Raw genomic sequence first — 25,162 nt, 5'->3', positions numbered from 1 at the left:
AGGACTCGTCCCATGTGCGGAATCGCCGGTACCTACGGATTCGGTGCTGACACCGAGGACATCGCCCGCCGGATGAGCGGCGCGCTGGCCCATCGCGGTCCCGACGGCGAAGGACTCTTCGTCGACGACCAGACCGGGCTCGCCCATCGCCGGCTGGCCATCATCGACCGTGAGCACGGCGCTCAGCCGATGACGACGGCCGATGGCCGGTACACGATCATCTACAACGGCGAGACCTACAACTATCTCGACCTGCGCTCCGAGCTCGAGGGTCTCGGCCACGTCTTCCGGACGGACTCCGACACCGAGGTGCTGCTCGAGGCGCACGCGGAGTGGGGCACGGCCGCCTACGACCGCTTCAACGGCATGTTCGCCTTCGCGATCCATGACGCGCATACCGGCACCGTCACGATCGCTCGTGACCACTTCGGCATCAAGCCCCTCTACTACTGGGTCGACCCCACCACCGGCACAGCCACAGGGGTCGGCACCCCCAGGGTCGTCTTCGGCTCCGAGATCCGCTCGCTCCTGGCCGCCCGCGTCTTCGAGGCCGCGCCGGATGACCGTGCGGTCTACCGCTACCTGAAGTTCCGCGTCCAGGACGACGACTCCCGGACCTTCTTCGCGGGCGTGCACCGGCTGATGGCCGGTGAGGTGCTCGAGATCAGCGCCGACGGCACCGCGACCTCCCCCTTCACCCAGCTCAAGGACGAGCTGCGCGAGATCGCCGCCCGCCCCAGCCGCCCCTACGACCAGCAGGTCGTGGACGAGTACCGCGAGCGCTTCCAGGAGTCGGTGCGCCTGCGCCTGCAGTCCGAGGTGCCCGTGGGCACCTCCCTCTCCGGGGGCCTGGACTCCTCCGCGGTCGCCGCCGTGATCGCCCGCCATCTGCGCGAGCAGCCCGAGGACGAGCGCTACAGCGCCGTCGGCTCCCGGCAGAACACCTTCTCCGCCGTCTTCCCGAACTCCTCGAACGATGAGGAGGCCTATGTCGACAAGCTGCTCAGCGACAACGCGGGCCAGATCACCGCACACAAGATCCACCCCAAGCCGGAAGCCTTCCTCGAGGACCTGCACGACTTCGTGCGCACCCAGGAGGAGCCGATCATCTCCACCGGTCCGTACGCGCAGTACGCGGTGATGCGCGAGGCCAGCAAGCACGTCACGGTGCTGCTGGATGGCCAGGGCGCCGACGAGATGATGGCCGGCTACAACCCGTACTTCTACATCTACCTGCGCCAGCTGCGCCGCCAGAAGCGGTACAAGGAGCTCGCGAGCGAGATGATCGGCTCCCGTGACATCCTCCGCAAGCTCGCCCGCACCAAGTTCTCCGGCCGCACCTCGGTGCCGATCGAGGCGCTGCTGAACTCCGGCTTCGTCGCGGAGCACAGCTCCGAGAAGGTCACCTCGATCCAGGACGACCTCAAGGAGCGGCTGCTCGAGGACACCTTCCAGGCCTCCCTGCCCTCGCTGCTTCGCTACGAGGACAAGAACACGATGCGCTTCAGCATCGAGGGCCGCGTTCCCTTCGTGGACAAGGAGCTGCTGAAGTTCCTGTTCTCCCTCGACGAATCCGCGATCATCCACGACGGTTGGAACAAGCGGATCCTGCGGGAGTCGATGGACGGGATCCTCCCCGACATGATCTCCAAGCGCCGCAACAAGATCGGCTTCACCACCCCCGAGGGGGAGTGGTTCCGCACGATCGCGCCGGAGCTGCGGGACATCTTCGCCTCGGCGTCCTTCGCCTCCCGTCCCTACTTCGACGCCCCCAGCGTGCTGGCGCTGTTCGACGACTACATCGCCCACCCCGAGAACCACGGCACGCTGATGTTCTGGCGCCTGCTGAACGTCGAGCTGTGGATGCGCACCTTCTTCGACGACGCCGAGGGCGCCACCCTCGCGCTCGGCGGTTCCGCGCAGATCGACGCCCAGGCCGCACCGACCGTGCCCGCGCCGGCGACAGGTGCCGTCGAGGCTGATCAGATCGAGGAGACCGAGGCACCGAAGAGCGACTACGTCGCCAACCCGGACAAGCAGCTCGATCTCGTCTCCGCGACGGACCGCCACAGCTGGCGTCGGCTGCCCCTGCAGACCGAGCTGGTGGCTCGCGGCGACGACATCGAGAGGCTCGCGCGGGGGCGCGTCGAGCGTTTCGCCGCCGGACTCCCCGCCGATGTCCTGCCCGCAGGAGCACCCTGGTACTTCGTGATCAGCGAGAAGATCATCGCGATCGCGCAGGGCCGCTCCTGGTTCACCTGGGAGGTCAAGCCCCGCCGCTCGGCGAAGGTGCTCAGCCGCTTCGTCACGCGCACCCCGGCCGGCATCGGCCTGGGCGATCCCACCACGATGGAGCTCGCGATCCGCGAGGTCGGGCTGCCCCGGGTGCTCGCGGCCTCCGCCGCCGGCGCCGCGGGCAAGGTGATCGGCCGGAAGGGTCTGTTCTACGAAGTCGTCGGCGCGAACGTGCGGGCGATCGACGGACCGACCCCGTACTCGGCGTTCCCCTCGAACGTCTCCGCCAAGCTGCCGCCGAAGGATCCGGACGCCGTCGCCGCACGGATCTCCGCAGCGATCCGCGGTGCCGACATCCCCGCCGCGCTGCGCGAGCGCTTCGTGGGAACCGTCGTGATGGATGCCAACGACATCGGCCGCAACGTGCTGGGCTCCGACGTCGCGACCCCGCACGAGCACCTCGAGGCGACCTTCGCGGACAACCCGCTCGGCCAGGGCCGTCAGCGCACCCCGCTGGCGATCCTCGTCGATCTCGGCATCGCGTCACAGCATTGAGCAGCCGCGGACCTGGTCTAGGCTCCTGGCAGCAGAACATTCTCGGGAGGATCCCATGACCAGCACCGCAACGCGCTCTGCGCGACCGTTCGGCGCGGTGGGGACCGCGATGGTCACCCCGCTCACCGAGGACGGCCATGGCGTGGACCTGGAGTCCGCGCAGAAGCTGGCCGACCATGTGGTCCGGCACGGCAACGACATGATCGTGGTCTCCGGCACGACCGGCGAGGCCCCCACCCTCACCGATGTCGAGAAGCTCGAGCTGGCTCGCGCGGTGAGGGATGCCGTCGGCCCCGAGGTCACCGTGGTCGCAGGGGTGGGCACCTACGACACCGCCCACTCGATCGACCTCGCGCGGGAGCACGCCAAGCTCGGGATCGACGGGCTGCTGGTGGTCACCCCGTACTACTCCAAGCCCAGCCAGGCCGGGATCATCGCGCACACCACCGCGATCGCGGACTCCACGGACCTGCCGGTGATGCTCTATGACATCCCGGGCCGCACCGGCACCCCGTTGAGCTTCGAGACCCTGCTGCGACTCGGCGAGAACCCGCGGATCCTCGCGGTGAAGGACGCCAAGGCAGATCTGCAGCAGGCGAGCCGGGTCATGGCGCAGGCCGACCTCGTCTACTACTCCGGCGAGGACGGGCTGAACCTGCCCTGGCTGTCCATCGGGGCCGCCGGAATGGTGTCCGTGGTCGGGCAGGTGGCCGGCGATCTCGAGCGCGAGATGGTTCAGGCCGTGGACCGGGGAGATCTGCCCGCCGCGCTCGCCGCCCACCGCGGGCTGGTCCCGGTGGTCGAGGCGATCATGAACCACATGCCCGGAGCCGTGGCCGCCAAAGCCGCACTCCACCTGCAGGGCGTGCTGCCGCATGCGGCGATGCGCGGCCCGCATGTCCCGGCCGACACCGACCAGCTGCGCATGCTCTCGGAAGCACTGGACGCCGCCGGTCTTCTCTGACCGGGCTCACCCTCTCGACCGGTCCCGGAGAGCTCCTGTGTGACTCAGGCGGCGCCCGTGTGACGAGGCCGAACACCCCGCCTCCCGGGGGCGGGGCGGCGCGGAATGTAGCATCGGACCCATGGCGACACGTACGTCTTCCCCCGCACGTGCGTCGAAAGGCTCCTCTCGGACCGCTGCTGCCGGCACCTCGCGCACCACCGGATCCGGGGCGAACGACCCCTCGACGCTCCCTCTGCCGGCACGCGCACTGCGTTCCGGCTATCTCGCGATCGCTCGCATGGTCGGCGGAATGATCCGCTCGATCGGTGTGCAGCGATGGGAGGTCGCCCCTGAGCAGCGGCGAGACGGCTACGCGCTGTTCCTCCTGCTCATCGCGATCCTGGTCGCCGTCGTCGAATGGTGGCAGTCCGCGGGACCGGTGCTCGGTGCTGTGCACACCGTGGTGGCCGGCACCTTCGGGATCTCCTCGATGGTGATCCCGCTGCTGGCCGCCGGCTGGTCCCTGCGCATGTTCCGACGCCCGGATCAGGTGCGCGCCAACACCCGCATCGTGATCGGCATCGCGATCCTGCTCACCGCGATCTCGGCGATCGCCTCGGTCTCGGCACGACTGCCCGCTCCGGCCGACGGCATCGATGCACTGGCCCGCGGGGGAGGGGTGCTCGGATTCCTGGCCGCCGCCCCGCTCGAGGCACTGCTGCCGCCGGTCGCGGTGGTGGTCTTCCACTCGATCCTGATCGCGTTCGGGCTCCTGGTGCTCACCGCCACCCCGGTCGAGTCGATCCCCTCTCGCCTGCGCGACGTATATGACATCGCCGTGGGTCGCAGCGAGGAGGAGGACGAGGAACGGGTCGCCTTCGGGCTGCGCCCCCGCCGCATCGACCCTGCCCTGCGTGAGCAGGCGACCGAGGCCCAGGCCACCGGTCGGCCCCGCCGTCGCAGCCGCCGGGAGAAGGCGGAAGCGGCCGGACGGGATCACGAGAGCTTCGGCTATGACGGCGACGAGGCCTTCGAGCAGGGAGTCGACGAGGATGCCGCGACCGCGGCGACCGCGAAGAAGAAGAGCCGCCGCAGCCCGCAGCGTCGCGGCGCACCCGCCGACGCCGCGGATGTCTACGATGTGGTCCAGGACGAGAACCACCGCGCCAAGACCTTCCCGGGCAAGGAGGCGAACGGCGCCGACGCCACGACATCGCTGCCCGTTGCCTCGACCTCTGCAGGCGCCTCCCAGCCCGCCCCGACCAAGGCCATGCCGACCAAGGTCGTGCCCGCCAAGGCCGTGCCCGAGGAGAAGGCGGAGCTGGTCCCGCCGCCGATGGGCGACCTGCCCCGTGCCGGCGAACAGCTGGAGCTCGCCGGAGACATCGTCTATACCCTTCCGGACTCCTCCTTCCTGCTGGAGGGCCCTCCGCACAAGACCCGCTCCGAGGCCAACGACCAGGTGGTCGCCGCGCTCGGCGAGGTCTTCGAGCAGTTCAACGTCAATGCCGAGGTGGTCGGCTTCTCCCGTGGCCCCACGGTCACCCGCTACGAGGTCGAGCTGGCCCCGGGGACGAAGGTCGAGAAGGTCACGGCCCTGGACAAGAACATCTCCTATGCCGTGGCCAGCGCCGATGTGCGCATCCTCTCGCCGATCCCCGGCAAGAAGGCCATCGGCATCGAGATCCCCAACACCGACCGCGAGACGGTCGCGCTGGGCGACGTGCTGCGCAGCTCGGTGGCGCGCCGCAACGAGCACCCGCTGGTGATGGGCGTGGGCAAGGACGTCGAGGGCGGCTACGTCGTCGCGAACCTCGCCAAGATGCCCCACCTGCTCGTCGCCGGTGCCACCGGAGCCGGCAAGTCCAGCTTCGTGAACTCCATGATCACCTCGATCCTGATGCGCTCCACGCCGGAGGAGGTGCGGATGGTGCTGGTGGACCCCAAGCGCGTCGAGCTCACCATCTATGAGGGCATCCCGCACCTGATCACCCCGATCATCACCAATCCGAAGAAGGCCGCCGAGGCCCTTGAGTGGGTGGTCAAGGAGATGGACGCCCGCTACGACGACCTCGCCGCCTTCGGGTACAAGCACCTCGACGACTTCAACAAGGCCGTCCGGGCCGGAGAGGTGAAGCTGCCCGCCGGCAGCGAGCGCCGCCTCGCCCCGTACCCCTACCTGCTGGTCGTGGTCGACGAGCTCGCGGACCTGATGATGGTCGCCCCGCGCGACGTCGAGGCCTCCATCCAGCGCATCACACAGCTCGCCCGTGCGGCCGGGATCCACCTGATCCTGGCCACCCAGCGACCCTCGGTCGATGTCGTCACCGGCATCATCAAGGCCAACGTGCCCAGCCGTCTGGCCTTCGCGACGTCCTCGCTGCAGGACTCCCGGGTCATCCTCGACTCCGTCGGCGCCGAGAAGCTGATCGGTCAGGGCGACGCTTTGTTCCATCCGATGGGCAAGGCCAAGCCGATGCGTGTCCAGGGCGCCTGGGTCAACGAGTCCGAGATCCACAAGGTCGTCGACCACGTCAAGACCCAGATGAAGCCCAACTATCGCGAGGACGTCCAGGTCGTCGCGGCCAAGAAGCAGATCGACGATGACATCGGCGACGATCTCGACGTGCTGCTGCAGGCGACGGAGCTGGTGGTCACCACCCAGTTCGGCTCCACCTCGATGCTGCAGCGCAAGCTCCGCGTGGGCTTCGCGAAGGCCGGTCGCCTGATGGACCTGCTCGAGTCGCGCGAGATCGTGGGCCCCTCCGAGGGGTCCAAGGCGCGCGATGTGCTCATCCACCCGGACGAGCTGGGCACCGCGATCGCTCGCATCCGTGGTGAGGACGTGTCGACCGGCGGCGAGGACGAGCCCTACGGCGCCGATCAGGCCGTCGACCTCGAGCCGGGTGGAACGGAGCCGGTCGCCGACGGTGACAGCGGGGAGGATCGTTATGCGAGCGACCCGCTGGCCGATGACGGCTCCGAGCCCGCGATCGATTACCACGACGACGGAGACGAGGAGCAGAGTGAGGACGTCTGGAGCCTCACCGGCCGCTGAGCAGGTGAACGGACCCGCGCCTCACCGAGCCCGCCAGCGACCGATCAGCGTCAAGAACCCATCCCCCTCCCGCCACCCGCATCGCCGATGCGGATCCCGCCCCACAGCCAGCCAGGAGCCCTCATGACCACCCCTCGCACCGATGAGGTCCCGCTCTGGAACATCGCCAACATCCTCACCATGGTGAGGTGCGCGATGGTCCCGCTGCTGGTGGTGCTCGCGATCCTGTATGCGGACTCGGTGCCCGGCAGGCTGCTGGTCGCCGGGGTGTTCGTGCTCGCGATGATCACGGACTTCGCGGACGGCTATCTCGCACGCAGCCGGAACCTGATCACCGACTTCGGCAAGATCATGGACCCGATCGCCGACAAGGCGATGACCGGGGCCGCGCTGATCATGCTCTCGGTGTGGGAGTACGTGCCGTGGTGGATGACCATCCTGATCCTGGTGCGCGAGTTCGGCATCACGATCATGCGCTTCACGATCCTCAAGTACGGGGCGCTGCCGGCCAATATGGCCGGCAAGGCCAAGACGATGGTCCAGACCATCGCCATCACCTTCTGCCTGATCCCCTTCGAGCTGTGGTGGACCCCGGCCCGATGGATCGGGCTCGCGCTGGTGCTGCTGGCCGTGGTGCTGACCGTCTGGTCCGGAGCGGTCAACCTCAAGGACGGCCTGCGGCTGCGTCGTGAGGCCCTGGCCGGGAGCGCATGAGCACCGCTCCGGGCACCGCGCACGACGCAGAGTACCCGGTCGACCCGGCGTCACTCATCGCGCGCGCCTCCGCACAGGGATTCTGGATCGCGACCGCCGAGTCGCTGACCGCCGGAGCACTGGTGGCGCGGCTGGTGGATGCGCCAGGGGCCAGCGCGGCGATCGCCGGGGGAGCGGCCTGCTACTCCTACGAGGCCAAGACCCGTGTGCTCGGGGTCGACGCCGGGCTGCTCGCCAGGACCGGAGCGGTGACCGCAGAGGTCGCGACCGCGATGGCAGAGGGAGCGCTGCGCCTGTACGGTGCCGACCTCGCTGTCTCCACGACCGGGGTCGCCGGCCCCGGCCCTGACGAGCGCGGCACCGCGCAGGGCACGGTGTTCCTGGGCCTCGCCCGGCGCGGCCGGCGGACAGCGACCCGTGAACTCCGTCTCAGCGGTGGTAGAGCCGAGATCCGCACCCGCACCGTGGACGCCGCGCTCCAGCTGCTGGACGAAGCGCTCGCGGAGCAGCAGCCGCCCAGCTCAGCCCCTCGACGCTGAGCGGTCCTCCCCATCGTCCCGCCATACACACCCTCCAGGGAATGTTCGGGCGTGTCCCACTACACTCTGGGGAACAGTTTCTCGGGTGTCGACGTTGTGCCTTCTGTGATGACATCGACGTACCGAATCCCCGAGGTGCACCATCAGTTCACCCACAGCCAGAGGAAAGGAGGCAGGTCCATGATCCTGTTCCGTCAGGAGCTCGGTGACGTGCTGCGCGACGCGCGCCGTACCCAGGGCCGCACGCTCCGGCAGGTATCCTCCGACGCCCGCGTGTCGCTGGGCTACCTCAGCGAGATCGAGCGCGGCCAGAAGGAGGCCTCCAGCGAGCTGCTGGTCTCCGTGACCGACGCGCTGGGCCTCCCGTTGTCCTACGTGCTGCACGAGGTGTCCGAGAGGATCGCGATCGCTGAGCAGGTCATGATCCCCGACACGGTCCCCGAGGGCCTCGTCGACGGCACCAAGCCGCTGGTCGGCGCTCGCTGAGGTGCGCCGCAGCGAGTTCACCGAGCTGGCCGACCATGTGTTCGGGCCGGCGCTCGCGCGCACCTACACCCAGGACCTCGTGCTCGAGGAAATCGGCGGCCTGACCGCCGAGCAGGCCTTCGAGCACGGGGTCTCCGTGCGTTCCGTGTGGACAGCACTGTGCGAGGCCATGGACGTCCCGGACTCCGCGCGATGGGAGATCCCGCTCGCGCAGCGGCGACGCTGAGCCCGCGGGCTCTCTCGAGACGCTCCGCCCGCGACACACCGCACGACACGCCCCGATCAGGTTCGCGTTCGAACGTCTGTTCGGTATTCTGTGTCTCGACGGTCCTCCCAGCACCCGCTCCACACATCGACCTCTCCTCCCCAGAGCCACTCCCTCCACAGGGTTCCGGGACGGCGGTCGAATGTCGGGGTCGGCGCCTAGTGTGGCCGCACTGGTCACCGCGTCGGTACTCCCGGCCCTCAGGAAGGAACAAGCACATGGCTGCACCGAAGTCAGCATCCAAGCCCCCGGTCACGAAATCGTCCGCGAAGGATCGCAGCTCCTCGCTCGACAGCGCGCTCGCCCAGATCGATCGTCAGTTCGGCAAGGGCTCGATCATGCGCCTGGGTGACGACACCCGTCCGCCGGTCGAGGTCATCCCCACCGGCTCGGTGGCGCTGGACGCGGCGCTGGGCATCGGCGGTCTGCCTCGCGGACGCATCGTGGAGATCTACGGCCCGGAGTCCTCCGGCAAGACCACGCTCGCTCTGCACGCCGTGGCCAATGCGCAGCGCAACGGCGGCATCGCCGCCTTCATCGATGCCGAGCATGCGATGGATCCGGACTATGCGAAGAAGCTCGGTGTCGACACCGACGCGCTGCTGGTCTCCCAGCCCGACACCGGTGAGCAGGCGCTGGAGATCACCGACATGCTGATCCGCTCCGGCGCGCTGGACATCGTGGTCATCGACTCGGTCGCCGCGCTGGTCCCCAAAGCCGAGATCGAAGGCGAGATGGGAGATTCCCACGTCGGCCTGCAGGCCCGCCTGATGTCGCAGGCGCTGCGCAAGCTCACCGGCGCCCTCTCCGCCTCAGGCACCACCGCGATCTTCATCAACCAGCTGCGTGAGAAGATCGGCGTGTTCTTCGGGAGCCCGGAGACCACCACCGGCGGCAAGGCGCTCAAGTTCTACGCCTCGGTGCGCATGGACATCCGCCGGATCGAGACTCTCAAGACCGGCACCGACGCCGTGGGCAACCGCACCCGCGTCAAGGTCGTCAAGAACAAGATGGCCCCGCCCTTCAAGCAGGCCGAGTTCGACATCCTCTACGGCGAAGGGATCTCCCGCGAAGGCGGTCTGATCGACCTCGGTGTCGAGCACGGCCTGGTCCGCAAGTCCGGCGCCTGGTTCACCTATGAGGGGGATCAGCTGGGACAGGGCAAGGAGAACTCTCGCCAGTTCCTCAAGGACAATCCGGATCTGGCCGTGGAGATCGAGGAGAAGATCCTGCGGACCCTCGGCGTGGGCAAGTACGCCGCGGAGCCCGAGGCACCGGTGATCGAGGAGCCCCTCGGCGAGGACGAGTTCCTCGACGAGGACGTCCCCGCCACGATCTGATCGATGGCACCTCAGCACGCAGGCGGCGGCGCCGACGACCACCTGGTCGCCGGCGCCGCCGCCGTTGACCAGGAACGTTCGAGGTCCCTGTCCTCGCAGGAGACGCGGACCCATGCCCGGCTGACCGAACGGACCCAGGAGATCCTGGACCGCCCCCGCCCCGTGACGGATCCGGAGCACGCCGAGCGGGAGAAGGCTGTGGTCCACGAATGCCGGTACCTGATGAGGCTGCTGTCCATGCGCCGCCGCTCGGCAGGCGAGATGCGGGAGCGACTGACGCAGCGGGAGGTCCCGGGGGCGGTCGCGCACGAGGCGATGGCCCGCATCGACCGTGCCGGCCTGATCGATGATGCCGCTTTCGCCCACGAGTGGGTCCGGCAGAGGCGGGAGCTGCGAGCCCTCGGCGACGAGGCGCTGCGCCGCGAGCTGGAGAAGAAACGGGTGGACCCCGAGCTGATCGCCGCGGCACTGTCCTCCGGTGAGGAAGCCAGCGCCGAGGAGCTGCGCTGTCGAGAGCTGGTCCGCGCGCGGATCGGGTACCGCGACCGTGAGCAGCTGCGCACGGAGCGCGACGGCGCCCATCGGCGCCGGCTCTCGCGACGCCTTGATGCCCTGCTCACCCGGAAGGGATATCCGGGCGACCTCGCCGTCCATGTGATTTCCGGAGAGCTCCGCGCCGCCGCGCAGGAGGCGGCGGGCTGAGGATCGCCCAGGCCCAGGCCCAGGCCCAGGCCCAGGCCCAGGCCCAGGCCCAGGCCCAGGCCCAGGCCCAGGCCCAGGCCCAGGGCCAGGGGGCGGCGTGGACTCAAGGGAGCGGCGGCGCCTCGGTGATCCGCGTTGGTGCCTTGCGGGCGAAGCTGCTGCGGCGCTGCACCCAGACCGCCACTCGGGACAGGCTGATGTTCAGCGCGATGTACACCGCGGCGCCGACCGTGAGCAGCGGCAGCAGGTATTGCGCGTTCGTCAGAGCGTCCGAGACCCTGCTGACGCTGCGCAGCAGCTCGGCATAGCCCACGATGTAGCCGAGCGAGGAGTCCTTGACCAGGACCACGCCCTGGGCGATCAGGGAGGGCAGCATCATGCGCACCGCCTGCGGGAGCTGGATGTCCCGGTAGATGAGGAAGGGCCTCATGCCGAGGGACTCGGCGGCTTCCGTCTGCCCCTTGGGGAGTGCGGCGATGCCAGCGCGCAGGATCTCGGCGAACACCGCGGCGTTGTACAGCACGAGCCCGAACACGACGGCGATCAGCGGGGTCGCTCCCGGCAGCACCAGAATTCCGAAGAACATCACCAGCACCACCGGCAGCCCTCGGAAGACCTCCGTGATCGCCATCACCAGCCACCGCACCGGGAGGAACGGCGAGGCGCGCAGGGAGACCAGCACCACGGCCAGCAGAGCGGCCAGCGGCAAGGCGATCACGGCGGCCAGCAGGGTGTTGCCCAGCCCTCGGAAGATCGCCTGCCACACGTGCATGGTCTCGAAGCCCGCGAAGTTCGGGGGCACGTCCACCAGGACCCTCCACCGGTCATCGAAGACGCCATTGCGGGCGAACAGGGCGATCAGCCCGCCGGCGAGGGCCACCAGGACCACACCGAGAACGATCGAGATCCTCCGCTCGCGCTTCTTCTCGTCGGGCCCGGCGACGTCGTAGAGGACAGGACCGCTGGTGCTGCTCATCGCGCGAACGCCACCTTCCGCTCGAGATGCCCGGCCAGCTGTCCGAGCGGGATGCACAGGAGGAGGTAGCACAGGGCCACGCCCACCAGGATCGCGATGACGTCCGCCGAGTAGACGTTCGTCAGTCGTTTCGAGAGGGCGAACAGCTCGAAGACCCCGAACGCGCCTGCGACCGAGGTGTTCTTCACCAGGGCGATGAACACACTGATCAGCGGGGGAATGGCGGTCCGGAACGCTTGGGGGAGCACGACGATCGAGAGGTTCTGGCTGAAGGACATGCCCAGCGATCGCGCTGCCTCCGCCTGCCCCACGGTGACCGAGTTGATGCCTGAGCGCACCGCCTCCGCGACGAAGGCCGAGGTGTAGCAGGACAGGGCGATCACGGCCGCCACCTTGTAGTCGAAGGTGAAGCCCATCGAGGGGGTGACGAACACATAGAAGAAGAACACGATCGTCAGCGGGGTGTTGCGCAGGAACTCGGTGTACGCCGTGGCGAGAGCCCGCAGCGGGGCGTACGGGGATACTCGCAGGGCCGCGATCAGCGTGCCGAGCACGAGGGAGATCGCGCCGGAGATCGCGGCCAGCGTGAGCGTGGTGGAGAAGGCGGTCCACAGCATGTCGCGCTCGATGAGGAAGGTGTCCATGGGAGCTCCTGGCTGGCGTCAGGCCGGCAGCGATGCCGGCCTGACGCAGTGGCGATGATCAGTAGCGGTCGATCGCGGGCGGCTCCGGGGTGGGCAGCACGACCCCGGCGGTGTCCTCCCAGGCCTTCGCCCAGGTGCCGTCGTCGTACGCCGCCTGGAGGGTGTCGTTGAGGAAGGTGCGGAAGTCATCGTCGCCCTTGGCCAGACCCACCCCGTACGGCTCGGTGGTGAAGGTCTCCCCGTCGTTGACGAGCTTGAGGTTCTCCTCATCCGCGGCGACGAAGCCCGCGAGGATGACGTTGTCCGTGGTGACGACGTCGACCTGGCCGTTGATCAGCGCGGTCACGCAGTTGGAGTAGGTGTCGAAGGAGACCAGCTCGGAATCGGGATGGTTGTCGAGGATGTACTGCGCCGGAGTCGAACCCTCCACGGAGGCGACCTTCTTGCCGGCCAGCGAGTCCTCGCCGGTGATGTCCTCGTTGTCGATGAGGACCATCAGTGCCTGACCGGCCTCGTAGTACGGCCCGGCGAAATCGACGACCTCCTTGCGGGTGTCGTTGATCGTGTAGGTCGCCACCACGATGTCGACCTGCCCGTTCTCGATGAACGGTTCACGGTTCGCGGAGACGGTCTCGCTCCACTTGATGTCGCCGGCGGCGATGCCCAGGGCCCCGGCGATGATCTTGCCGATCTCGACGTCGAAGCCGACCGGGTTCCCATCCGGTCCGGCCTGTCCGAACAGGGGCTGATCGAACTTGGTGCCGATGGTGAGGGTGCCGGCCTCGGCGAGGGCCGCCATGGTGGATCCCTCGGGGAAGTCGGCGGTGTCGACCTCGGCGACAGTGGGCTCCTCCTCCCCACCGCCGCAGGCGGCGAGGGCCACCGCAGCGGCGCTGCCGAGCGTGCCGGTGAGGAAGAGGCGTCGGTTCAGGGGCTTGCTCATAGGGTTCTCCTTCGAAAGAGCGGAACGGGTTCGGTAGGGCCCGGCGAAGACCGGGGTGGGTGGACCGTGAGGTCAGTTGTGGAGGATCTTGCCCAGGAAGTCCTTGGCCCGATCCGTCTGCGGGGAGGAGAAGAACTCCTCGGGCGGGCGCACTTCGACGATCCGACCGGAGTCCATGAACACGACCCGGTCAGCGGTGCGGCGGGCGAAGCCCATCTCGTGGGTGACCACGATCATCGTCATCCCGTCCTTGGCCAGGCCCGTCATCACCTCGATGACCTCGCTGATCATCTCCGGATCCAGGGCTGAGGTCGGTTCATCGAAGAGCATCACCTTCGGCGACATCGCCAGCGATCGAGCGATCGCGACGCGCTGCTGCTGGCCGCCGGAGAGCTGAGCGGGGAGCTTGTCGGCCTGGTCCGCGACGCCCACCCTCTCGAGCAGCTCCATCCCGGTGACCTCTGCATCTCTGCGGGGGATGCCCTTGACCTTGATCGGGGCGACGGTGATGTTCTGCAGCACGGTCTTGTGCGCGAAGAGGTTGAAGGACTGGAACACCATCCCCACCTCCGAGCGGAGCTTGGCCAGGCCCGCTCCCGAGGTGGGCAGCAGCTCGCCGTCGACGCGGATCTCGCCCTCGTCGATGGTCTCCAGCCGGTTGATCGTGCGGCACAGGGTGGACTTGCCCGAACCTGACGGACCGAGCACGACCACCACTTCGCCGGCCGCGACCTCGAGCTCGATGTCCTTGAGCACGTGCAGGTCGCCGAAGTGCTTCTGCACCCCGGTCAGCTGGACGAGCGGGTGTCCCGCCCGGGAGCCTGCCTCCTCGGGGTGTGGTGTGGTCTGCGTCATGGACGGAACGCTAAGCCACGTGACCGTCGACCCAGCCTCCTCGCAGGGCACCGTCACGATGTTGTGACCTTCCTCCAGCGGCGGTGGATCTGCAGGTGGCAGTGCCCATCCGGGATCTGCGGAGATGGCTCCAGGTGAGTTGGAGTCGTACCCTGGGAGCACTATGCCCCTCAGCTCCCACGTCCCGACCATCGGCCTTCAGTCCGCCGAGGTCCACGCTTCCGCGTCGCCCCGAGGCACCTACCAGGTGCGCACCTTCGGCTGCCAGATGAACGTCCACGATTCCGAGCGCCTCACCGGCATGCTCGAGGGGTCCGGATATGTCGCTGCGCCGGAGGGTGCCGACGCGCGCCGCGGCGAGGTCGATGTGATCGTGTTCAACACCTGTGCAGTGCGCGAGAACGCGGACAAGAAGCTCTACGGCACCCTGGGCTCGCTGCGTCCCGGCAAGGACGCCAATCCCGGCATGCAGATCGCCGTCGGCGGCTGCCTCGCCCAGAAGGACCGCGAGACGATCGTCGAGCGTGCGCCCTGGGTCGATGTCGTCTTCGGCACCCACAACATCGGCTCGCTCCCGGTGCTGCTGGACCGTTCCCGGCACAACACCGAGGCGCAGGTGGAGATCCTCGAGTCGCTCGAGGTGTTCCCCTCGACCCTGCCCACCCGGCGCGAATCCGCCTACGCCGCCTGGGTCTCGATCTCCGTGGGCTGCAACAACACCTGCACCTTCTGCATCGTGCCCTCGCTGCGCGGCAAGGAGAAGGACCGGCGTCCCGGCGAGATCCTCGCCGAGGTGCGCGACGTGGTCGACTCCGGCGCCCTCGAGGTCACCCTGCTGGGGCAGAACGTGAACTCCTACGGCGTCGAGTTCGGCGACCGCGGCGCCTTCGCCAAGCTGCTGCGCGCGTGCGGAGAGATCGGCGGGCTGGAGCGCGTGCGCTTCACCTCTCCGCACCCGGCGATGTTCACCGACGACGTGATCGATGCGATGGCAGAGACCCCCAATGTGATGCCGCAGCTGCACATGCCTCTGCAGTCCGGCAGCGACGACGTGCTGCGCCGGATGAAGCGGTCCTACCGCAGCAGGAAGTTCCTCGGCATCCTGGAGAAGGTCAGGGACCGCATTCCGGAAGCGGCGATCACCACGGATATCATCGTCGGCTTCCCCGGCGAGACCGAGGACGACTTCCAGCGCACCCTCGACGTGGTGGAGGCGTCGCGATTCTCGAATGCGTACACCTTCCAGTACTCGATCCGCCCCGGTACCCCCGCTGCGACCATGGACGACCAGATCCCCAAGGAGATCGTCCAGGAGAGGTTCGAGCGCCTCACCGCGCTCCAGGACCGGCTCGCCCACGAGGAGAACCAGAAGCTCGAGGGGAGCACCGTCGAGATCCTGGTGGCCGACGGGGAGGGCGGCCGCGATGCACAGACCCAGCGCCTCTCCGGCCGGGCCCGCGACCACCGGCTGGTCCACTTCTCGCTGCCCGAGGGGATCACGGACGCGGAGCGCCCCCGACCCGGGGATCTCGTCACGGCGACCGTGACACATGCCGCGCCCTACTACCTCATCGCGGACAGCGCGCTGGCCGAGGGCGGCCCGGAACGGGCTGCCCGGAGCCCGGAGCGCTTCTCCGTACGACGCACCCGTTCGGGAGACGCATGGGAAGCGGGCGTCGTGCAGGGCGTCGACGCCGGCAGTTCCTGCGGCACCGGCGGTGGCACGGCGGCGAGCGGCCCGGTCATCCTGGGGATGCCGGAGATGCGGCGCGCCTGAGCACCGGGCACAGAGGGCGATGGCCGGCACCCGGGGGTGTCGGCCATCGCCCTCTGCGCCGGCAGCGAACCGGCGACGCCTCAGACGTCGAGCTCGTCGAGCTCGGGGCCGAGACGCTCCTCCAGGCTGTGGAAGAACGCGATCACGGTGCTCAGACCGCACTTGATCGCGTTGTCGATCTGGGAATCCAGCGCGCCGGCGCGGAAATCCGCGGCGAGCTCGCCATAGACGCCGAGCAGGCCCTCCGACTCGCGGCGCACATAGACCTTGGGCCAGATCCGGTTCATGTTCCACTCGTTGCAGAGCTTGATCATCTCCACCTTGCGGGAGACATCCACGGAGTGGCTCCACCGGCCGCGGGTCTGCAGCACGCCGTGCTCGTCCCCGGAGATCATGAACTGGAATCTGTAATCGTCGAAACGGGCACGCACGATGTCGGGATGCTCATCATCTTGGACGAAGGCATAGCCGTAGCGGGTGAGGCTGTCCTCGACCCGTGACAGGGACAGGGGCGCCAGACCTTCGGCAGAGTCCATGTCCGTATGAACAGGGGACTCGTTCGGTGCAGTCACTTCCAACCTCGAGCGTTCGACGTAGGGATCAGGGCGATCCGAGGTCTCGGATCGCGGATCACCCTACTCCCTCCCCATGGGAAGGTCTCGCCTGGTCGTGGTGATCCCGCTGACCCTCGATGTCGGGCGTGGAGGAGGATCGCCGCTGCACGCCGATAGTGTGCCTCCCATGGATGCCCCCGCCGCTCGGCCCGGGACCGCTGCGGCGGCCTCCCGCGCCCCCCTGATCGCAGTGGTCGGCGCCACCGCCACCGGCAAGTCGGATCTCGCGATCGCCCTCGCGGAGCGCCTGGATGGAGAGGTCGTCAATGCCGACGCGCTGCAGCTGTACCGGGGAATGGACATCGGCACCGCGAAGGTCACCGTGCAGGAGCGCCGCGGGGTCCCGCATCATCTGCTGGATGTGCTGGAGGTGACCCAGGAGGCGAGCGTGTCCGCCTACCAGCGCGCCGCACGAGCGGCGGTCGCGACGATCCGTGGCCGCGGGCGGGTGCCGATCCTGGTCGGCGGCTCAGGGCTGTACGTGCGCGCGGCCCTGGACGACATCGAGTTCCCGCCCACTGATCCCGATGTCCGGGCTCGACTGGAGGAGCGCGCCGCCCAGGTGGGGCCGGAGGCTCTGCATCGCGAGCTCGCGGGAACGGACCCGGAGGCGGCGCGCACGATCGGCCACCACGACACCCGGCGGATCGTGAGAGCGCTCGAGGTCGGCGAGCTCACCGGGCGTCCCTTCGCCGCCTTCCTGCCGCGTCCTCACCACGTCGACTCCGACACCCTCCAGCTCGGGCTGCGCCTGGAGCGTCCGCTGCTGCATGCACGGATCGCCGCTCGGGTGCAGCGGATGGTCGAGCAGGGGCTCTTGGAGGAGATCCGCGGCCTGCGCGAGCACGGTCTGGACCAGGGCCTCACCGCTCGCCGGGCGATCGGCTACGAGCAGGGGATCGCGGTGCTCGAGGGGACCATGAAGTGCCCGGAGGCGATCGAGGAGACGGTCACGGGCACCCGGCGCCTGGTGCGCAAGCAGGACACCTGGTTCCGACGCGATCAGCGGGTGCAGTGGCTCGATGCCGAGCTCGGGACAGACCTGGTCGCGCAGGCCCTGCGCCGGATCGAGTCCTTCCTCACAGCGTCGCCGGGCACTCGACCGTAGGCTCAGGGCATGAACGAGCGCATCGCCTTCACCAAGGGGCACGGGACCGAGAACGACTTCGTGGTGCTGGATGACCCCGAGGGCGTGCTGGACCTCGATGGTGCCGCTGTCGCCGCGCTCGCCGATCGCCGGGCCGGCATCGGAGGCGACGGCGTGATCCGCGCCGTCCGCTCCCGCAGCGCCGGCATCGAGGTGGCCCCCGACGCCCCTGAGTGGTTCATGGACTACCGCAACGCCGACGGCTCGATCGCCGAGATGTGCGGCAACGGAGTCCGGGTGCTGGCCGCGCATCTGCAGCGCGCCGGGCACGTCCGGGAGGACCGCTTCGCGATCCTCACCCGCGCCGGGGTGCGCTCGGTGGAGATCCTTCACCGTCCCACCACCCCGGGCGCGCCATGGAGCGTCCGCGTGGGCATGGGCGCCTCCCGCCTCGGCTCGGAGCACCGCATCGTCGAGATCGCGGGGCAGCGCCTCGCGGTGACAGATGTCGATATGGGCAATCCTCACTCCGTCGCCTTCCTCCCCGCCGACGCCGTGCTCGAGCGGCTCGACCTCAGCCGCCGACCCGTCCTGGACCCCGAGCCGGCAGAGGGCGCCAACATCGAACTGGTCACCGAGCGCGGTCCCCGGCACGTCGCGATGCGGGTCCATGAACGCGGAGTGGGGGAGACCCGGTCATGTGGGACCGGAGTCGCTGCGGTCGCAGTCGCGGCGGCCCGCCGGGCGGGCGATGAGTCGCGTGAACCCTGGACCGTGGACGTCCCTGGTGGGCGCCTGCAGGTGGGCTGGGCTGCGAACGGCGAGGTCACCCTCACCGGCCCCGCGCAGCTGGTCGCCGACGGGACCATGCTGATCTGAGGGGCTGACCATCTGAGGGACTGAGTCGCCCGCCCCCGGAGCTGCGCAGTCGCCCGCTCCCCGCGCCCCGCACTCCGCGCCCCGCACTCCGCGCTCCGCGCTCGGAGCCCGGGCTCAGGCGGTCGTCGGCCCGATCTCGAGGACTCTGAAGCCCTTCGCGCTCGCCACCTTCGCGACCGTGCGCTCCGGCAGCTGTTCACCGAGCCAGCGCGCCAAGGGGTCCGCTCCCAGATTCTTGCCGACCACGAGGGCCGCCGTGCCCTGGGGACGCAGCCGTTCCATCCACTCCAGCAGCAGCATGCGCAGCGCCGGTTTGCCGATGCGGATCGGTGGATTCGACCAGATCGCATCCACGGTCAGATCCTCGGGGATCTCCTCCGGGGAGATCACCCGCACATTGCTCAGCCCTGCCCGTCGCGCGTTCTCGATGGTCAGCTCGCGAGCGCGCTCGCTGACGTCGACCGCCCACACGTCCGCGTCGGGATGGCGAAGCGCTGCCGTCAGCGCGATCGGCCCCCACCCGCAACCGAGGTCCAGGATCGTCGCGCCGGAGGGCGGCTGGGTGACCTCATCGAGCCGGCCCAGCAGCACTGCGGTGGCCTTGTCCAGGCCGTGGCCGCTGAAGACCGCGCTGCTCGAGATCAGGTCCAGGTCACGACCGTCCAGGCGCACGGGCAGGGGGAAGCGGCGATCTGCGGCCGCGGGGGAAGGGGTGAAGTAGTGCTCGTCCACCCCTGCAGGATACGGAGCAGAAGCAGGGGAGCCGAGCAGAAGCGTCGCGACCGACGGCCGAGCCTGCTCCGCCCTGCGCAAAATCACTCGACCGGCGGGTGCGGACGTGGGAGTCTGGGAACACTGCAGTTCCCCGACACCAAGGAGTACCCCGACCGTGCCCATCGCCTTCCATCCCGAACCCGACTCCGACACCGACGTCGACGGGACCAGCACGGGGAGGGCCGGGGCCGCGGAGCACGTGCACGACGCAGAGGGCCCCGCAGAGGCCGCTCCGGCGGCGTCGACCCGTGCCCGTGACGCTCTCACCGAGCGGATCCTCTCGCGCGCGGACGCCTCGGTCTCCTCCGTCACCTACAGCTCCGACGCCGACGGCGAGCAGTACGACCTCGCCGACCGGCAGGCGCTGCGCCGCGTCGCCGGCCTCTCCACCGAGCTCGAGGACGTCACCGAGGTCGAATATCGGCAGCTGCGTCTGGAACGGGTGGTCCTGGCCGGTCTCTACACCTCGGGCAATGCCCAGGACGCAGAGGTCAGCCTGCAGGAGCTGGCAGCGCTCGCCGAGACCGCCGGCTCCGAGGTGCTCGACGGGGTCCTGCAGCGCCGTGCACATCCCGACCCGGCGACCTTCCTGGGCAAGGGCAAGGCCGCGGAACTGGCTGACCTGGTCGCCTCCCACGGTGCCGACACCGTGATCACCGACGGGGAGCTCGGGCCCGGCCAGCGCCGCGCGCTCGAGGACATCGTCAAGGTGAAGGTCATCGACCGCACCGCACTGATCCTGGACATCTTCGCCCAGCATGCCAAGTCCCGCGAGGGCAAGGCGCAGGTCGAGCTGGCGCAGCTGGAGTACCTGCTGCCGCGGCTGCGCGGCTGGGGCGAGTCGATGTCCCGACAGGCCGGTGGCCAGGTGGGCGGGGCCGGTGCCGGCATGGGCTCGCGCGGCCCGGGTGAGACGAAGATCGAGCTGGACCGGCGCCGCATCCGGGACCGCATGGCCAAGCTGCGCCGTGAGATCAAGGCGATGGCACCGGGACGGGCCGCCCAGCGGGCGGATCGCGCTCGTCACCGGGTGCCCGCCGTCGCCATCGCCGGCTACACCAACGCCGGCAAGTCCTCCCTGCTCAACCGCCTCACCGGAGCGGGGGTGCTGGTCGAGAACGCGCTGTTCGCGACCCTGGACCCGACCGTGCGGCGCGCAACCACCCCGGACGGTCGCGAGTTCACCTACGCGGACACGGTCGGCTTCGTCCGCCATCTGCCCACGCAGCTGGTCGAGGCCTTCCGTTCCACCCTCGAGGAGGTCGGTGGATCGGACCTGCTGCTCCATGTGGTGGATGCCTCGCATCCGGACCCCGAGGGGCAGATCACCGCAGTGCGCACCGTGCTCGGGGAGCTCGAGGGCTTCGACGTCCCCGAGATCGTGGTGCTGAACAAGGCCGATATCGCGGAGCCGGAGACCATCGCGAGACTGCGCAGCCAGGTCGGCACCAGCATCGTCGTCTCTGCCCGCACCGGAATGGGCATGGAGGAGCTGCGGGAGCTGATCGCCGAGCGTCTGCCCCGTCCTGCGGTGGAGGTCGACCTGGTGGTGCCGTACTCCCGTGGTGACCTCATCTCCCGGGTCCACTCCACCGGCGAGGTCCTCGCCGAGGAGCATCTGATGGAAGGCACCCGACTCCATGCCCGCGTGGACGAGGCTCTCGCCGCAGAGCTCCGGGGTGTCTCCTGAACAGAAGTGCTGCGAGAGATGTGCGGCAGCGGACAGGCCTGTCGGTTGGCGCCTGAGGCAACGGGAGACAGGACGCGGATACGCTGACCTGATGACCGCCGCCACCGACCATCCCGCGTCTCCCGCGGCTGGTGAGATTCCCCTGTCCACCTTGATGGACGCCGCCGTGACAGCGATCGGCGGAGCACCCCGTCCGGGCCAGCAGGCGATGGCGGAATCCGTGGATCTGGCGATGTCCGGCGGTCGCCATCTGCTGGTGCAGGCAGGCACCGGCACCGGCAAGTCCCTCGCCTATCTGGTGCCGGCGCTGCGCCACGCGCTGGTCAGCGGGCGTCCGGTCGTGATCTCCACCGCGACCATCGCGCTGCAGACCCAGATCGTGCGCAAGGACCTCCCGCTCCTGGTCGAGGCGGTGGCCCCGCATCTGCCGCGCACACCTACCTACGCGCTGCTCAAGGGCCGAGCCAACTACCTGTGCAAGCACAAGATCGCCGGTGGGTATCCGGTCGACGTGGAAGCCGGGGCACTGTTCGCCGAGGCCTCCAATGATCCGGCACGCACCGGGAGCGAGCGCCTCGGTGACCAGGTGCGGCGGCTGCGGGAATGGTCCGAGGAGACGGACAGCGGGGATCGGGACTCGCTCCAGGATGCCGTCTCCGACCGCGCCTGGCGGCAGGTCTCGGTGACCGGCAACCAGTGCATCGGCAGCAGCTGCCCGATGTTCGAGGACTGCTTCGCCGAGCGCAGCCGGGAGCTCGCGCGCGAGGTCGACATCGTGGTCACCAACCATGCGCTGCTCGCGATCGATGCGTTCGACAACCACGGCATCATCCCGGACCACGATGTGGTCGTCTTCGACGAGGCGCATGACCTCTCGGCCCGGGTGACCAGCGCCGTCACGGACGTGCTCACCCCCGGCATGCTCCGGGGCACGGTGCGGGACCTGCGTGGTCTCGGCGTGGCGGGCACTGCCCTGGACGACGCCTCCGAGGAGCTGCGGGAAGCGCTCGAGCTCTCTCCCGATGGGCGCGTGATCGGCGACCTCCCGGCGCGGCTCGCCGACGCGATCACCCAGCTCCGCGTCGAGGCCCGCACCGCCCATTCCGACGCGAAGGATGCGGGGGACGACTCCTCCGCCGGCGCCCGCAAGACGGTGCGAGCGAACCTGCAGGAGATCATCGACGTCTGCGAACGGCTCGCAGCCCCCGATGAGGATGACGTGGTCTCCATCGCGCACTCCCCGGCGACCGGACGCTCGAGCATCCAGGTGGCTCCGTTGAGCGTCGCCGGGGCGATGCGCGGGGCGATCCTCGAGGACCGCACGGCGGTGCTCACCTCCGCCACCCTGGCCCTCGGAGGTCGCTTCGAGCCGGCTGCCGGGGAGGTCGGTCTGGCCCGTGCAGCCCGCATGGAGCCGACGGAGCTCCCGCCCAGGGAGGACGCGAACGCCTGGGCCGCACTCGATGTGGGCAGTCCTTTCGAGTACCGCCGGCAGGGGATCCTCTACACCGCCCGTCACCTTCCGCAGCCGGGGCGCGAAGGACCCTCCCCGGCGATGCTCGACCACCTCACGGAGCTTGTCGAGGCCTCACGGGGCGGTGCGCTGTGCCTGTTCTCCTCGCGACGGGGCGCTGAGCTCGCCGCCGAGCATGTGCGAGCCCGTCTCGATCTGACGATCGCGGTGCAGGGCGAGGACTCGATGGCGAATCTGGTGCGCACCTTCCGTGAGGAGGAGGATGCGAGCCTGTTCGGAACTCTCACCCTGTGGCAGGGCGTGGATGTGTCCGGTCGCTCGCTGCGCCTGGTCACCATCGACCGGATCCCCTTCCCGCGGCCGGATGATCCCCTCACCTCAGCACGCCAGGAACGCATCGGGCAGCGCGGCGGGAACGGCTTCATGGCAGTCTCCGCTCAGCACGCGGCCCTGCTGCTGGCCCAGGGAGCGGGGCGGTTGATCCGCTCCACGGCGGACCGCGGGATGGTCGCCGTGCTGGATCCGCGGCTCTCGACCGCTCGTTACGGCGGCTATCTGCGGGAGTCGATGCCCCCGCTGTGGCCCACCTCGGACCCTGAGGTGGCACTCGGCGCGCTGCGCCGACTCTCCGAGAGCTGATCGCGGCGCACCCTCACGAGCCTCAGACGGAGCGCAGCACCGCCACGATCTTCCCGAGGATCTCGGCGTGATCACCCAGGATCGGTGCGAAGGCCGGATTGTGGGGCATCAGCCAGACGTGGTCGTCGCGCTGCACGAACGTTTTCACGGTGGCCTCGCCGTCGATCATCGCCGCGACGATCTCGCCCTTCTCCGCGGAGTTCTGCGAGCGCACCACGACCCAGTCACCATCACAGATGGCGGCATCGATCATCGAATCCCCGACCACCTGGAGCAGGAAGAGGTCGCCGTCGCCCACCAGACGCTGGGGCAGGGTGAAGACGTCCTCGATCTGCTCCTCGGCGGTGATCGGCACGCCGGCGGCGATCCGCCCCACCAGCGGCACCGTCACCGAGTTCGGGCTGAGCTCGGGCGCCGGTGCCGGCAGGGGCGCGGGGGTGTCGTCGGCCTCCGGCATCACGACCTCCATCGCACGGGGTCGCTTGGGGTCGCGGCGCAGGAAGCCCTTGCGCTCGAGGGACTGCAGCTGATGGGCCACTGACGAGGAGGAGGTCAGCCCCACGGCATCACCGATCTCGCGCATGGTGGGCGGGTAGCCGTGAGAAGCGACCGCCGCGTTGATCGTCTCCAGGATCAGCCGCTGCCGCCGGGTCAGCCCCTCGGTGCGCTCGTCGGCGGGGGCCTCGCCCCGGGACCGGATCGGCTTGGGGGTGCTCGGCGTCATCGTGAGGCCTCCTGGCGTCGTCTGTCGGACCCTCGCGGTTCCGTATGTGGTGTGACCCAGCGTAGGGCGGCACGAGGCAGAAGCCAAACAGGTGTTCGATGTTTCTCTTGCGTGTCGCTGGACGGTCGGGTTAGAGTCGCACATACATTCGATCGAACAGGAGTTCGGATATGCATACCGGTACCGTCATGGTCCTCCCTCTTCCGCCGCAGCACGAGCAGCGCGCCGAGGATGCAGCTCGAGCACGCGTTCGACTCGTGCCCACCCGGCGGGGACGACTGCTCCTCACCGGCCTCGCGTTCCTGCTGGGACTGCTCGTGGCAGCCGCCGTGCTGCTCACGGTGGATCTTCCCGCGGCGCTGGCCGGGACCGAGTCCGAGCAGCCCGTCACGATCACGGTCGAGGCGGGGGACACCCTCTGGGGCTACGCGGAGGAGTTCGCTCCGGAGGCCATGAGCGAGCAGGAGTTCGTCGCAGAGGTGCGCACCCTCAACCACCTGCCCACCGGCCGGGTGACCGCGGGCCAGCAGATCGAGCTGCCCGTTCCAGGAGATGCGAGCCGCTGAGCGGATCCGATGCCGGTACCCTGGGCGGATGCACTGTCCGTTCTGTCGCCACTCCGATTCGCGCGTCGTGGACTCGCGCACGTCTGATGACGGTGCGACGATCCGTCGCCGTCGTCAGTGCCCCAACTGCTCCCGGCGCTTCTCCACCTCGGAGACTGCGTCGCTGTCGGTGCTCAAGCGCTCCGGGGTCAGCGAGCCGTTCAGTCGGGCGAAGGTGATCTCCGGGGTGCGCAAGGCCTGTCAGGGACGTCCGGTCAGCGATGATCAGCTGGCCATGCTCGCTCAGCGCGTCGAGGAGAGCATCCGTTCGAGCGGGCTCGCAGAGATCGATGCGCATCAGGTGGGCCTGTCGATCCTGCAGCCGCTCCAGGAGCTTGATGTCGTCGCCTATCTGCGCTTCGCCAGCGTGTACCAGGCGTTCGACTCGCTCGAGGACTTCGAGGCCGCGATTGCACGTCTGCGTGCCGAAGGCCTGCACGGCGCGGGCATCGAGGGTGCCTCCGTCTGAGCTGAGCGGGGCGGGCCCACAGGGGTGCCTCCGCCGCCAGATCGTGCGGGATGGGTGGATTTTGTGGACCTGGCGCCTGAGCACCGGATCCTGCGCTTAAGATATGCCTCGTGCGCTCACGCAGCGCACACCTGATCGGCGGTCGTGGAGGGGAAGCCACGGCCGCCGATCC

The 25,162-nt window shown here is 69.2% G+C and carries 23 protein-coding genes; 16 read left to right on the top strand and 7 right to left on the bottom strand.

Going from position 1 to position 25,162, the window contains the following annotated elements; translation table 11 throughout:
• Positions 1-12 precede the first annotated feature (12 nt).
• The 9 genes from asnB to Q0937_RS03690 all read left to right on the top strand — a co-directional run bounded on the left by asnB (position 13) and on the right by Q0937_RS03690 (position 10,840).
• Complete coding sequence (gene asnB / locus Q0937_RS03730) at positions 13-2,790, top strand: asparagine synthase (glutamine-hydrolyzing) (RefSeq protein WP_299299900.1); 2,778 nt, start codon at positions 13-15, stop codon at positions 2,788-2,790.
• Positions 2,791-2,845: 55 nt separating this feature from the next.
• Positions 2,846-3,754 carry a 4-hydroxy-tetrahydrodipicolinate synthase gene (dapA, locus tag Q0937_RS03725; RefSeq protein WP_299299898.1) on the top strand — a complete coding sequence of 303 codons (909 nt, stop codon included), beginning with the start codon at positions 2,846-2,848 and terminating at the stop codon, positions 3,752-3,754.
• A gap of 280 nt (positions 3,755-4,034) precedes the next feature.
• Positions 4,035-6,794, top strand: a complete 2,760-nt coding sequence (locus Q0937_RS03720) for a DNA translocase FtsK (RefSeq protein WP_299300934.1) — start codon at positions 4,035-4,037, stop codon at positions 6,792-6,794.
• Between the two features lie 123 nt (positions 6,795-6,917).
• The gene (gene pgsA, locus Q0937_RS03715; RefSeq protein WP_299299896.1) at positions 6,918-7,508 is read left to right on the top strand and encodes a CDP-diacylglycerol--glycerol-3-phosphate 3-phosphatidyltransferase; all 591 of its coding nucleotides are present in this window, start codon (positions 6,918-6,920) and stop codon (positions 7,506-7,508) included.
• Positions 7,505-8,047: a CinA family protein gene (locus Q0937_RS03710; protein ID WP_299299894.1), complete on the top strand. Its 543-nt coding sequence runs from the start codon at positions 7,505-7,507 to the stop codon at positions 8,045-8,047. Before pgsA ends, Q0937_RS03710 begins: the two co-directional genes overlap by 4 nt.
• Before the next feature lie 180 nt (positions 8,048-8,227).
• A complete protein-coding gene (locus Q0937_RS03705; RefSeq protein WP_299299892.1) occupies positions 8,228-8,533 on the top strand; it encodes a helix-turn-helix domain-containing protein in 306 nt (101 codons plus the stop codon).
• Between the two features lies 1 nt (position 8,534).
• Positions 8,535-8,759 (top strand): DUF3046 domain-containing protein, encoded by a 225-nt coding sequence (locus tag Q0937_RS03700; protein ID WP_299299890.1) that lies wholly within the window; start codon positions 8,535-8,537, stop codon positions 8,757-8,759.
• A 257-nt stretch (positions 8,760-9,016) separates the two neighbouring features.
• A complete protein-coding gene (gene recA, locus Q0937_RS03695; protein WP_299299889.1) occupies positions 9,017-10,138 on the top strand; it encodes a recombinase RecA in 1,122 nt (373 codons plus the stop codon).
• A 3-nt stretch (positions 10,139-10,141) separates the two neighbouring features.
• Complete coding sequence (locus Q0937_RS03690) at positions 10,142-10,840, top strand: regulatory protein RecX (RefSeq protein ID WP_299299887.1); 699 nt, start codon at positions 10,142-10,144, stop codon at positions 10,838-10,840.
• 103 nt (positions 10,841-10,943) lie between these two features.
• On the opposite strand, the gene Q0937_RS03685 is transcribed toward Q0937_RS03690, so the two are convergent.
• The 4 genes from Q0937_RS03685 to Q0937_RS03670 form a co-directional block, all read right to left on the bottom strand.
• Positions 10,944-11,816, bottom strand: a complete 873-nt coding sequence (locus tag Q0937_RS03685; protein ID WP_299299885.1) for an amino acid ABC transporter permease — start codon at positions 11,814-11,816, stop codon at positions 10,944-10,946.
• The gene (locus tag Q0937_RS03680) at positions 11,813-12,460 is read right to left on the bottom strand and encodes an amino acid ABC transporter permease (protein ID WP_299299883.1); all 648 of its coding nucleotides are present in this window, start codon (positions 12,458-12,460) and stop codon (positions 11,813-11,815) included. The genes Q0937_RS03685 and Q0937_RS03680 overlap by 4 nt, the downstream gene beginning before the upstream one ends.
• Before the next feature lie 58 nt (positions 12,461-12,518).
• Positions 12,519-13,403 carry a glutamate ABC transporter substrate-binding protein gene (locus Q0937_RS03675; RefSeq protein ID WP_299299881.1) on the bottom strand — a complete coding sequence of 295 codons (885 nt, stop codon included), beginning with the start codon at positions 13,401-13,403 and terminating at the stop codon, positions 12,519-12,521.
• A gap of 72 nt (positions 13,404-13,475) precedes the next feature.
• Positions 13,476-14,258, bottom strand: coding sequence for an amino acid ABC transporter ATP-binding protein (locus Q0937_RS03670; RefSeq protein WP_299299879.1), 783 nt, complete (start codon positions 14,256-14,258; stop codon positions 13,476-13,478).
• A gap of 163 nt (positions 14,259-14,421) precedes the next feature.
• Here Q0937_RS03670 and miaB point away from each other — a divergent pair, with 163 nt between their 5' ends.
• Positions 14,422-16,035 carry a tRNA (N6-isopentenyl adenosine(37)-C2)-methylthiotransferase MiaB gene (gene miaB / locus Q0937_RS03665; RefSeq protein ID WP_299299877.1) on the top strand — a complete coding sequence of 538 codons (1,614 nt, stop codon included), beginning with the start codon at positions 14,422-14,424 and terminating at the stop codon, positions 16,033-16,035.
• 80 nt (positions 16,036-16,115) lie between these two features.
• Here the strand turns inward: miaB and Q0937_RS03660 are convergent, their stop codons facing one another.
• Entirely contained in the window at positions 16,116-16,571 is a 456-nt protein-coding gene (locus Q0937_RS03660; RefSeq protein WP_299299875.1) for a YbjN domain-containing protein, read from the bottom strand.
• 205 nt (positions 16,572-16,776) lie between these two features.
• Between Q0937_RS03660 and miaA the strand changes: the two genes are divergently transcribed.
• Complete coding sequence (miaA, locus tag Q0937_RS03655; RefSeq protein ID WP_299299873.1) at positions 16,777-17,757, top strand: tRNA (adenosine(37)-N6)-dimethylallyltransferase MiaA; 981 nt, start codon at positions 16,777-16,779, stop codon at positions 17,755-17,757.
• Between the two features lie 9 nt (positions 17,758-17,766).
• The gene (dapF, locus tag Q0937_RS03650; protein ID WP_299299871.1) at positions 17,767-18,615 is read left to right on the top strand and encodes a diaminopimelate epimerase; all 849 of its coding nucleotides are present in this window, start codon (positions 17,767-17,769) and stop codon (positions 18,613-18,615) included.
• A gap of 114 nt (positions 18,616-18,729) precedes the next feature.
• Here the strand turns inward: dapF and Q0937_RS03645 are convergent, their stop codons facing one another.
• Entirely contained in the window at positions 18,730-19,347 is a 618-nt protein-coding gene (locus Q0937_RS03645; RefSeq protein ID WP_299299869.1) for a class I SAM-dependent methyltransferase, read from the bottom strand.
• A gap of 157 nt (positions 19,348-19,504) precedes the next feature.
• Between Q0937_RS03645 and hflX the strand changes: the two genes are divergently transcribed.
• Positions 19,505-21,079: a GTPase HflX gene (gene hflX / locus Q0937_RS03640; RefSeq protein WP_299299867.1), complete on the top strand. Its 1,575-nt coding sequence runs from the start codon at positions 19,505-19,507 to the stop codon at positions 21,077-21,079.
• Between the two features lie 91 nt (positions 21,080-21,170).
• The gene (locus tag Q0937_RS03635) at positions 21,171-23,192 is read left to right on the top strand and encodes an ATP-dependent DNA helicase (RefSeq protein WP_299299865.1); all 2,022 of its coding nucleotides are present in this window, start codon (positions 21,171-21,173) and stop codon (positions 23,190-23,192) included.
• Positions 23,193-23,214: 22 nt separating this feature from the next.
• Here Q0937_RS03635 and lexA read toward each other — a convergent pair whose 3' ends face one another.
• The gene (lexA, locus tag Q0937_RS03630) at positions 23,215-23,916 is read right to left on the bottom strand and encodes a transcriptional repressor LexA (protein ID WP_299299863.1); all 702 of its coding nucleotides are present in this window, start codon (positions 23,914-23,916) and stop codon (positions 23,215-23,217) included.
• A 170-nt stretch (positions 23,917-24,086) separates the two neighbouring features.
• Here lexA and Q0937_RS03625 point away from each other — a divergent pair, with 170 nt between their 5' ends.
• Both Q0937_RS03625 and nrdR read left to right on the top strand, forming a co-directional pair.
• A complete protein-coding gene (locus tag Q0937_RS03625) occupies positions 24,087-24,482 on the top strand; it encodes a peptidoglycan-binding protein LysM (RefSeq protein ID WP_299299862.1) in 396 nt (131 codons plus the stop codon).
• A 28-nt stretch (positions 24,483-24,510) separates the two neighbouring features.
• Complete coding sequence (nrdR, locus tag Q0937_RS03620; protein ID WP_299299860.1) at positions 24,511-24,990, top strand: transcriptional regulator NrdR; 480 nt, start codon at positions 24,511-24,513, stop codon at positions 24,988-24,990.
• The last annotated feature ends 172 nt before the right edge of the window (positions 24,991-25,162 follow it).

The organism is uncultured Brachybacterium sp. (assembly GCF_947500705.1).
GTDB lineage: Bacteria > Actinomycetota > Actinomycetes > Actinomycetales > Dermabacteraceae > Brachybacterium.
This window is presented reverse-complemented; position numbering and strand designations above follow the sequence as displayed.

What these genes read in the sequence shown, in the direction of transcription:
- Q0937_RS03720 (WP_299300934.1), top strand. Translation starts at nt 4,035, where the DNA reads ATGGTCGGCGGAATGATCCGCTCGATCGGTGTGCAGCGATGGGAGGTC.
- dapA (WP_299299898.1), top strand. Translation starts at nt 2,846, where the DNA reads ATGACCAGCACCGCAACGCGCTCTGCGCGACCGTTCGGCGCGGTGGGG.
- Q0937_RS03690 (WP_299299887.1), top strand. Translation starts at nt 10,142, where the DNA reads ATGGCACCTCAGCACGCAGGCGGCGGCGCCGACGACCACCTGGTCGCC.
- Q0937_RS03675 (WP_299299881.1), bottom strand. Translation starts at nt 13,403, where the DNA reads ATGAGCAAGCCCCTGAACCGACGCCTCTTCCTCACCGGCACGCTCGGC.
- lexA (WP_299299863.1), bottom strand. Translation starts at nt 23,916, where the DNA reads ATGACGCCGAGCACCCCCAAGCCGATCCGGTCCCGGGGCGAGGCCCCC.
- recA (WP_299299889.1), top strand. Translation starts at nt 9,017, where the DNA reads ATGGCTGCACCGAAGTCAGCATCCAAGCCCCCGGTCACGAAATCGTCC.
- miaA (WP_299299873.1), top strand. Translation starts at nt 16,777, where the DNA reads ATGGATGCCCCCGCCGCTCGGCCCGGGACCGCTGCGGCGGCCTCCCGC.
- Q0937_RS03685 (WP_299299885.1), bottom strand. Translation starts at nt 11,816, where the DNA reads ATGAGCAGCACCAGCGGTCCTGTCCTCTACGACGTCGCCGGGCCCGAC.
- asnB (WP_299299900.1), top strand. Translation starts at nt 13, where the DNA reads ATGTGCGGAATCGCCGGTACCTACGGATTCGGTGCTGACACCGAGGAC.
- Q0937_RS03670 (WP_299299879.1), bottom strand. Translation starts at nt 14,258, where the DNA reads ATGACGCAGACCACACCACACCCCGAGGAGGCAGGCTCCCGGGCGGGA.
- Q0937_RS03710 (WP_299299894.1), top strand. Translation starts at nt 7,505, where the DNA reads ATGAGCACCGCTCCGGGCACCGCGCACGACGCAGAGTACCCGGTCGAC.
- pgsA (WP_299299896.1), top strand. Translation starts at nt 6,918, where the DNA reads ATGACCACCCCTCGCACCGATGAGGTCCCGCTCTGGAACATCGCCAAC.
- dapF (WP_299299871.1), top strand. Translation starts at nt 17,767, where the DNA reads ATGAACGAGCGCATCGCCTTCACCAAGGGGCACGGGACCGAGAACGAC.
- miaB (WP_299299877.1), top strand. Translation starts at nt 14,422, where the DNA reads ATGCCCCTCAGCTCCCACGTCCCGACCATCGGCCTTCAGTCCGCCGAG.
- Q0937_RS03660 (WP_299299875.1), bottom strand. Translation starts at nt 16,571, where the DNA reads ATGGACTCTGCCGAAGGTCTGGCGCCCCTGTCCCTGTCACGGGTCGAG.
- Q0937_RS03635 (WP_299299865.1), top strand. Translation starts at nt 21,171, where the DNA reads ATGACCGCCGCCACCGACCATCCCGCGTCTCCCGCGGCTGGTGAGATT.
- nrdR (WP_299299860.1), top strand. Translation starts at nt 24,511, where the DNA reads ATGCACTGTCCGTTCTGTCGCCACTCCGATTCGCGCGTCGTGGACTCG.
- Q0937_RS03705 (WP_299299892.1), top strand. Translation starts at nt 8,228, where the DNA reads ATGATCCTGTTCCGTCAGGAGCTCGGTGACGTGCTGCGCGACGCGCGC.
- Q0937_RS03680 (WP_299299883.1), bottom strand. Translation starts at nt 12,460, where the DNA reads ATGGACACCTTCCTCATCGAGCGCGACATGCTGTGGACCGCCTTCTCC.
- Q0937_RS03625 (WP_299299862.1), top strand. Translation starts at nt 24,087, where the DNA reads ATGCATACCGGTACCGTCATGGTCCTCCCTCTTCCGCCGCAGCACGAG.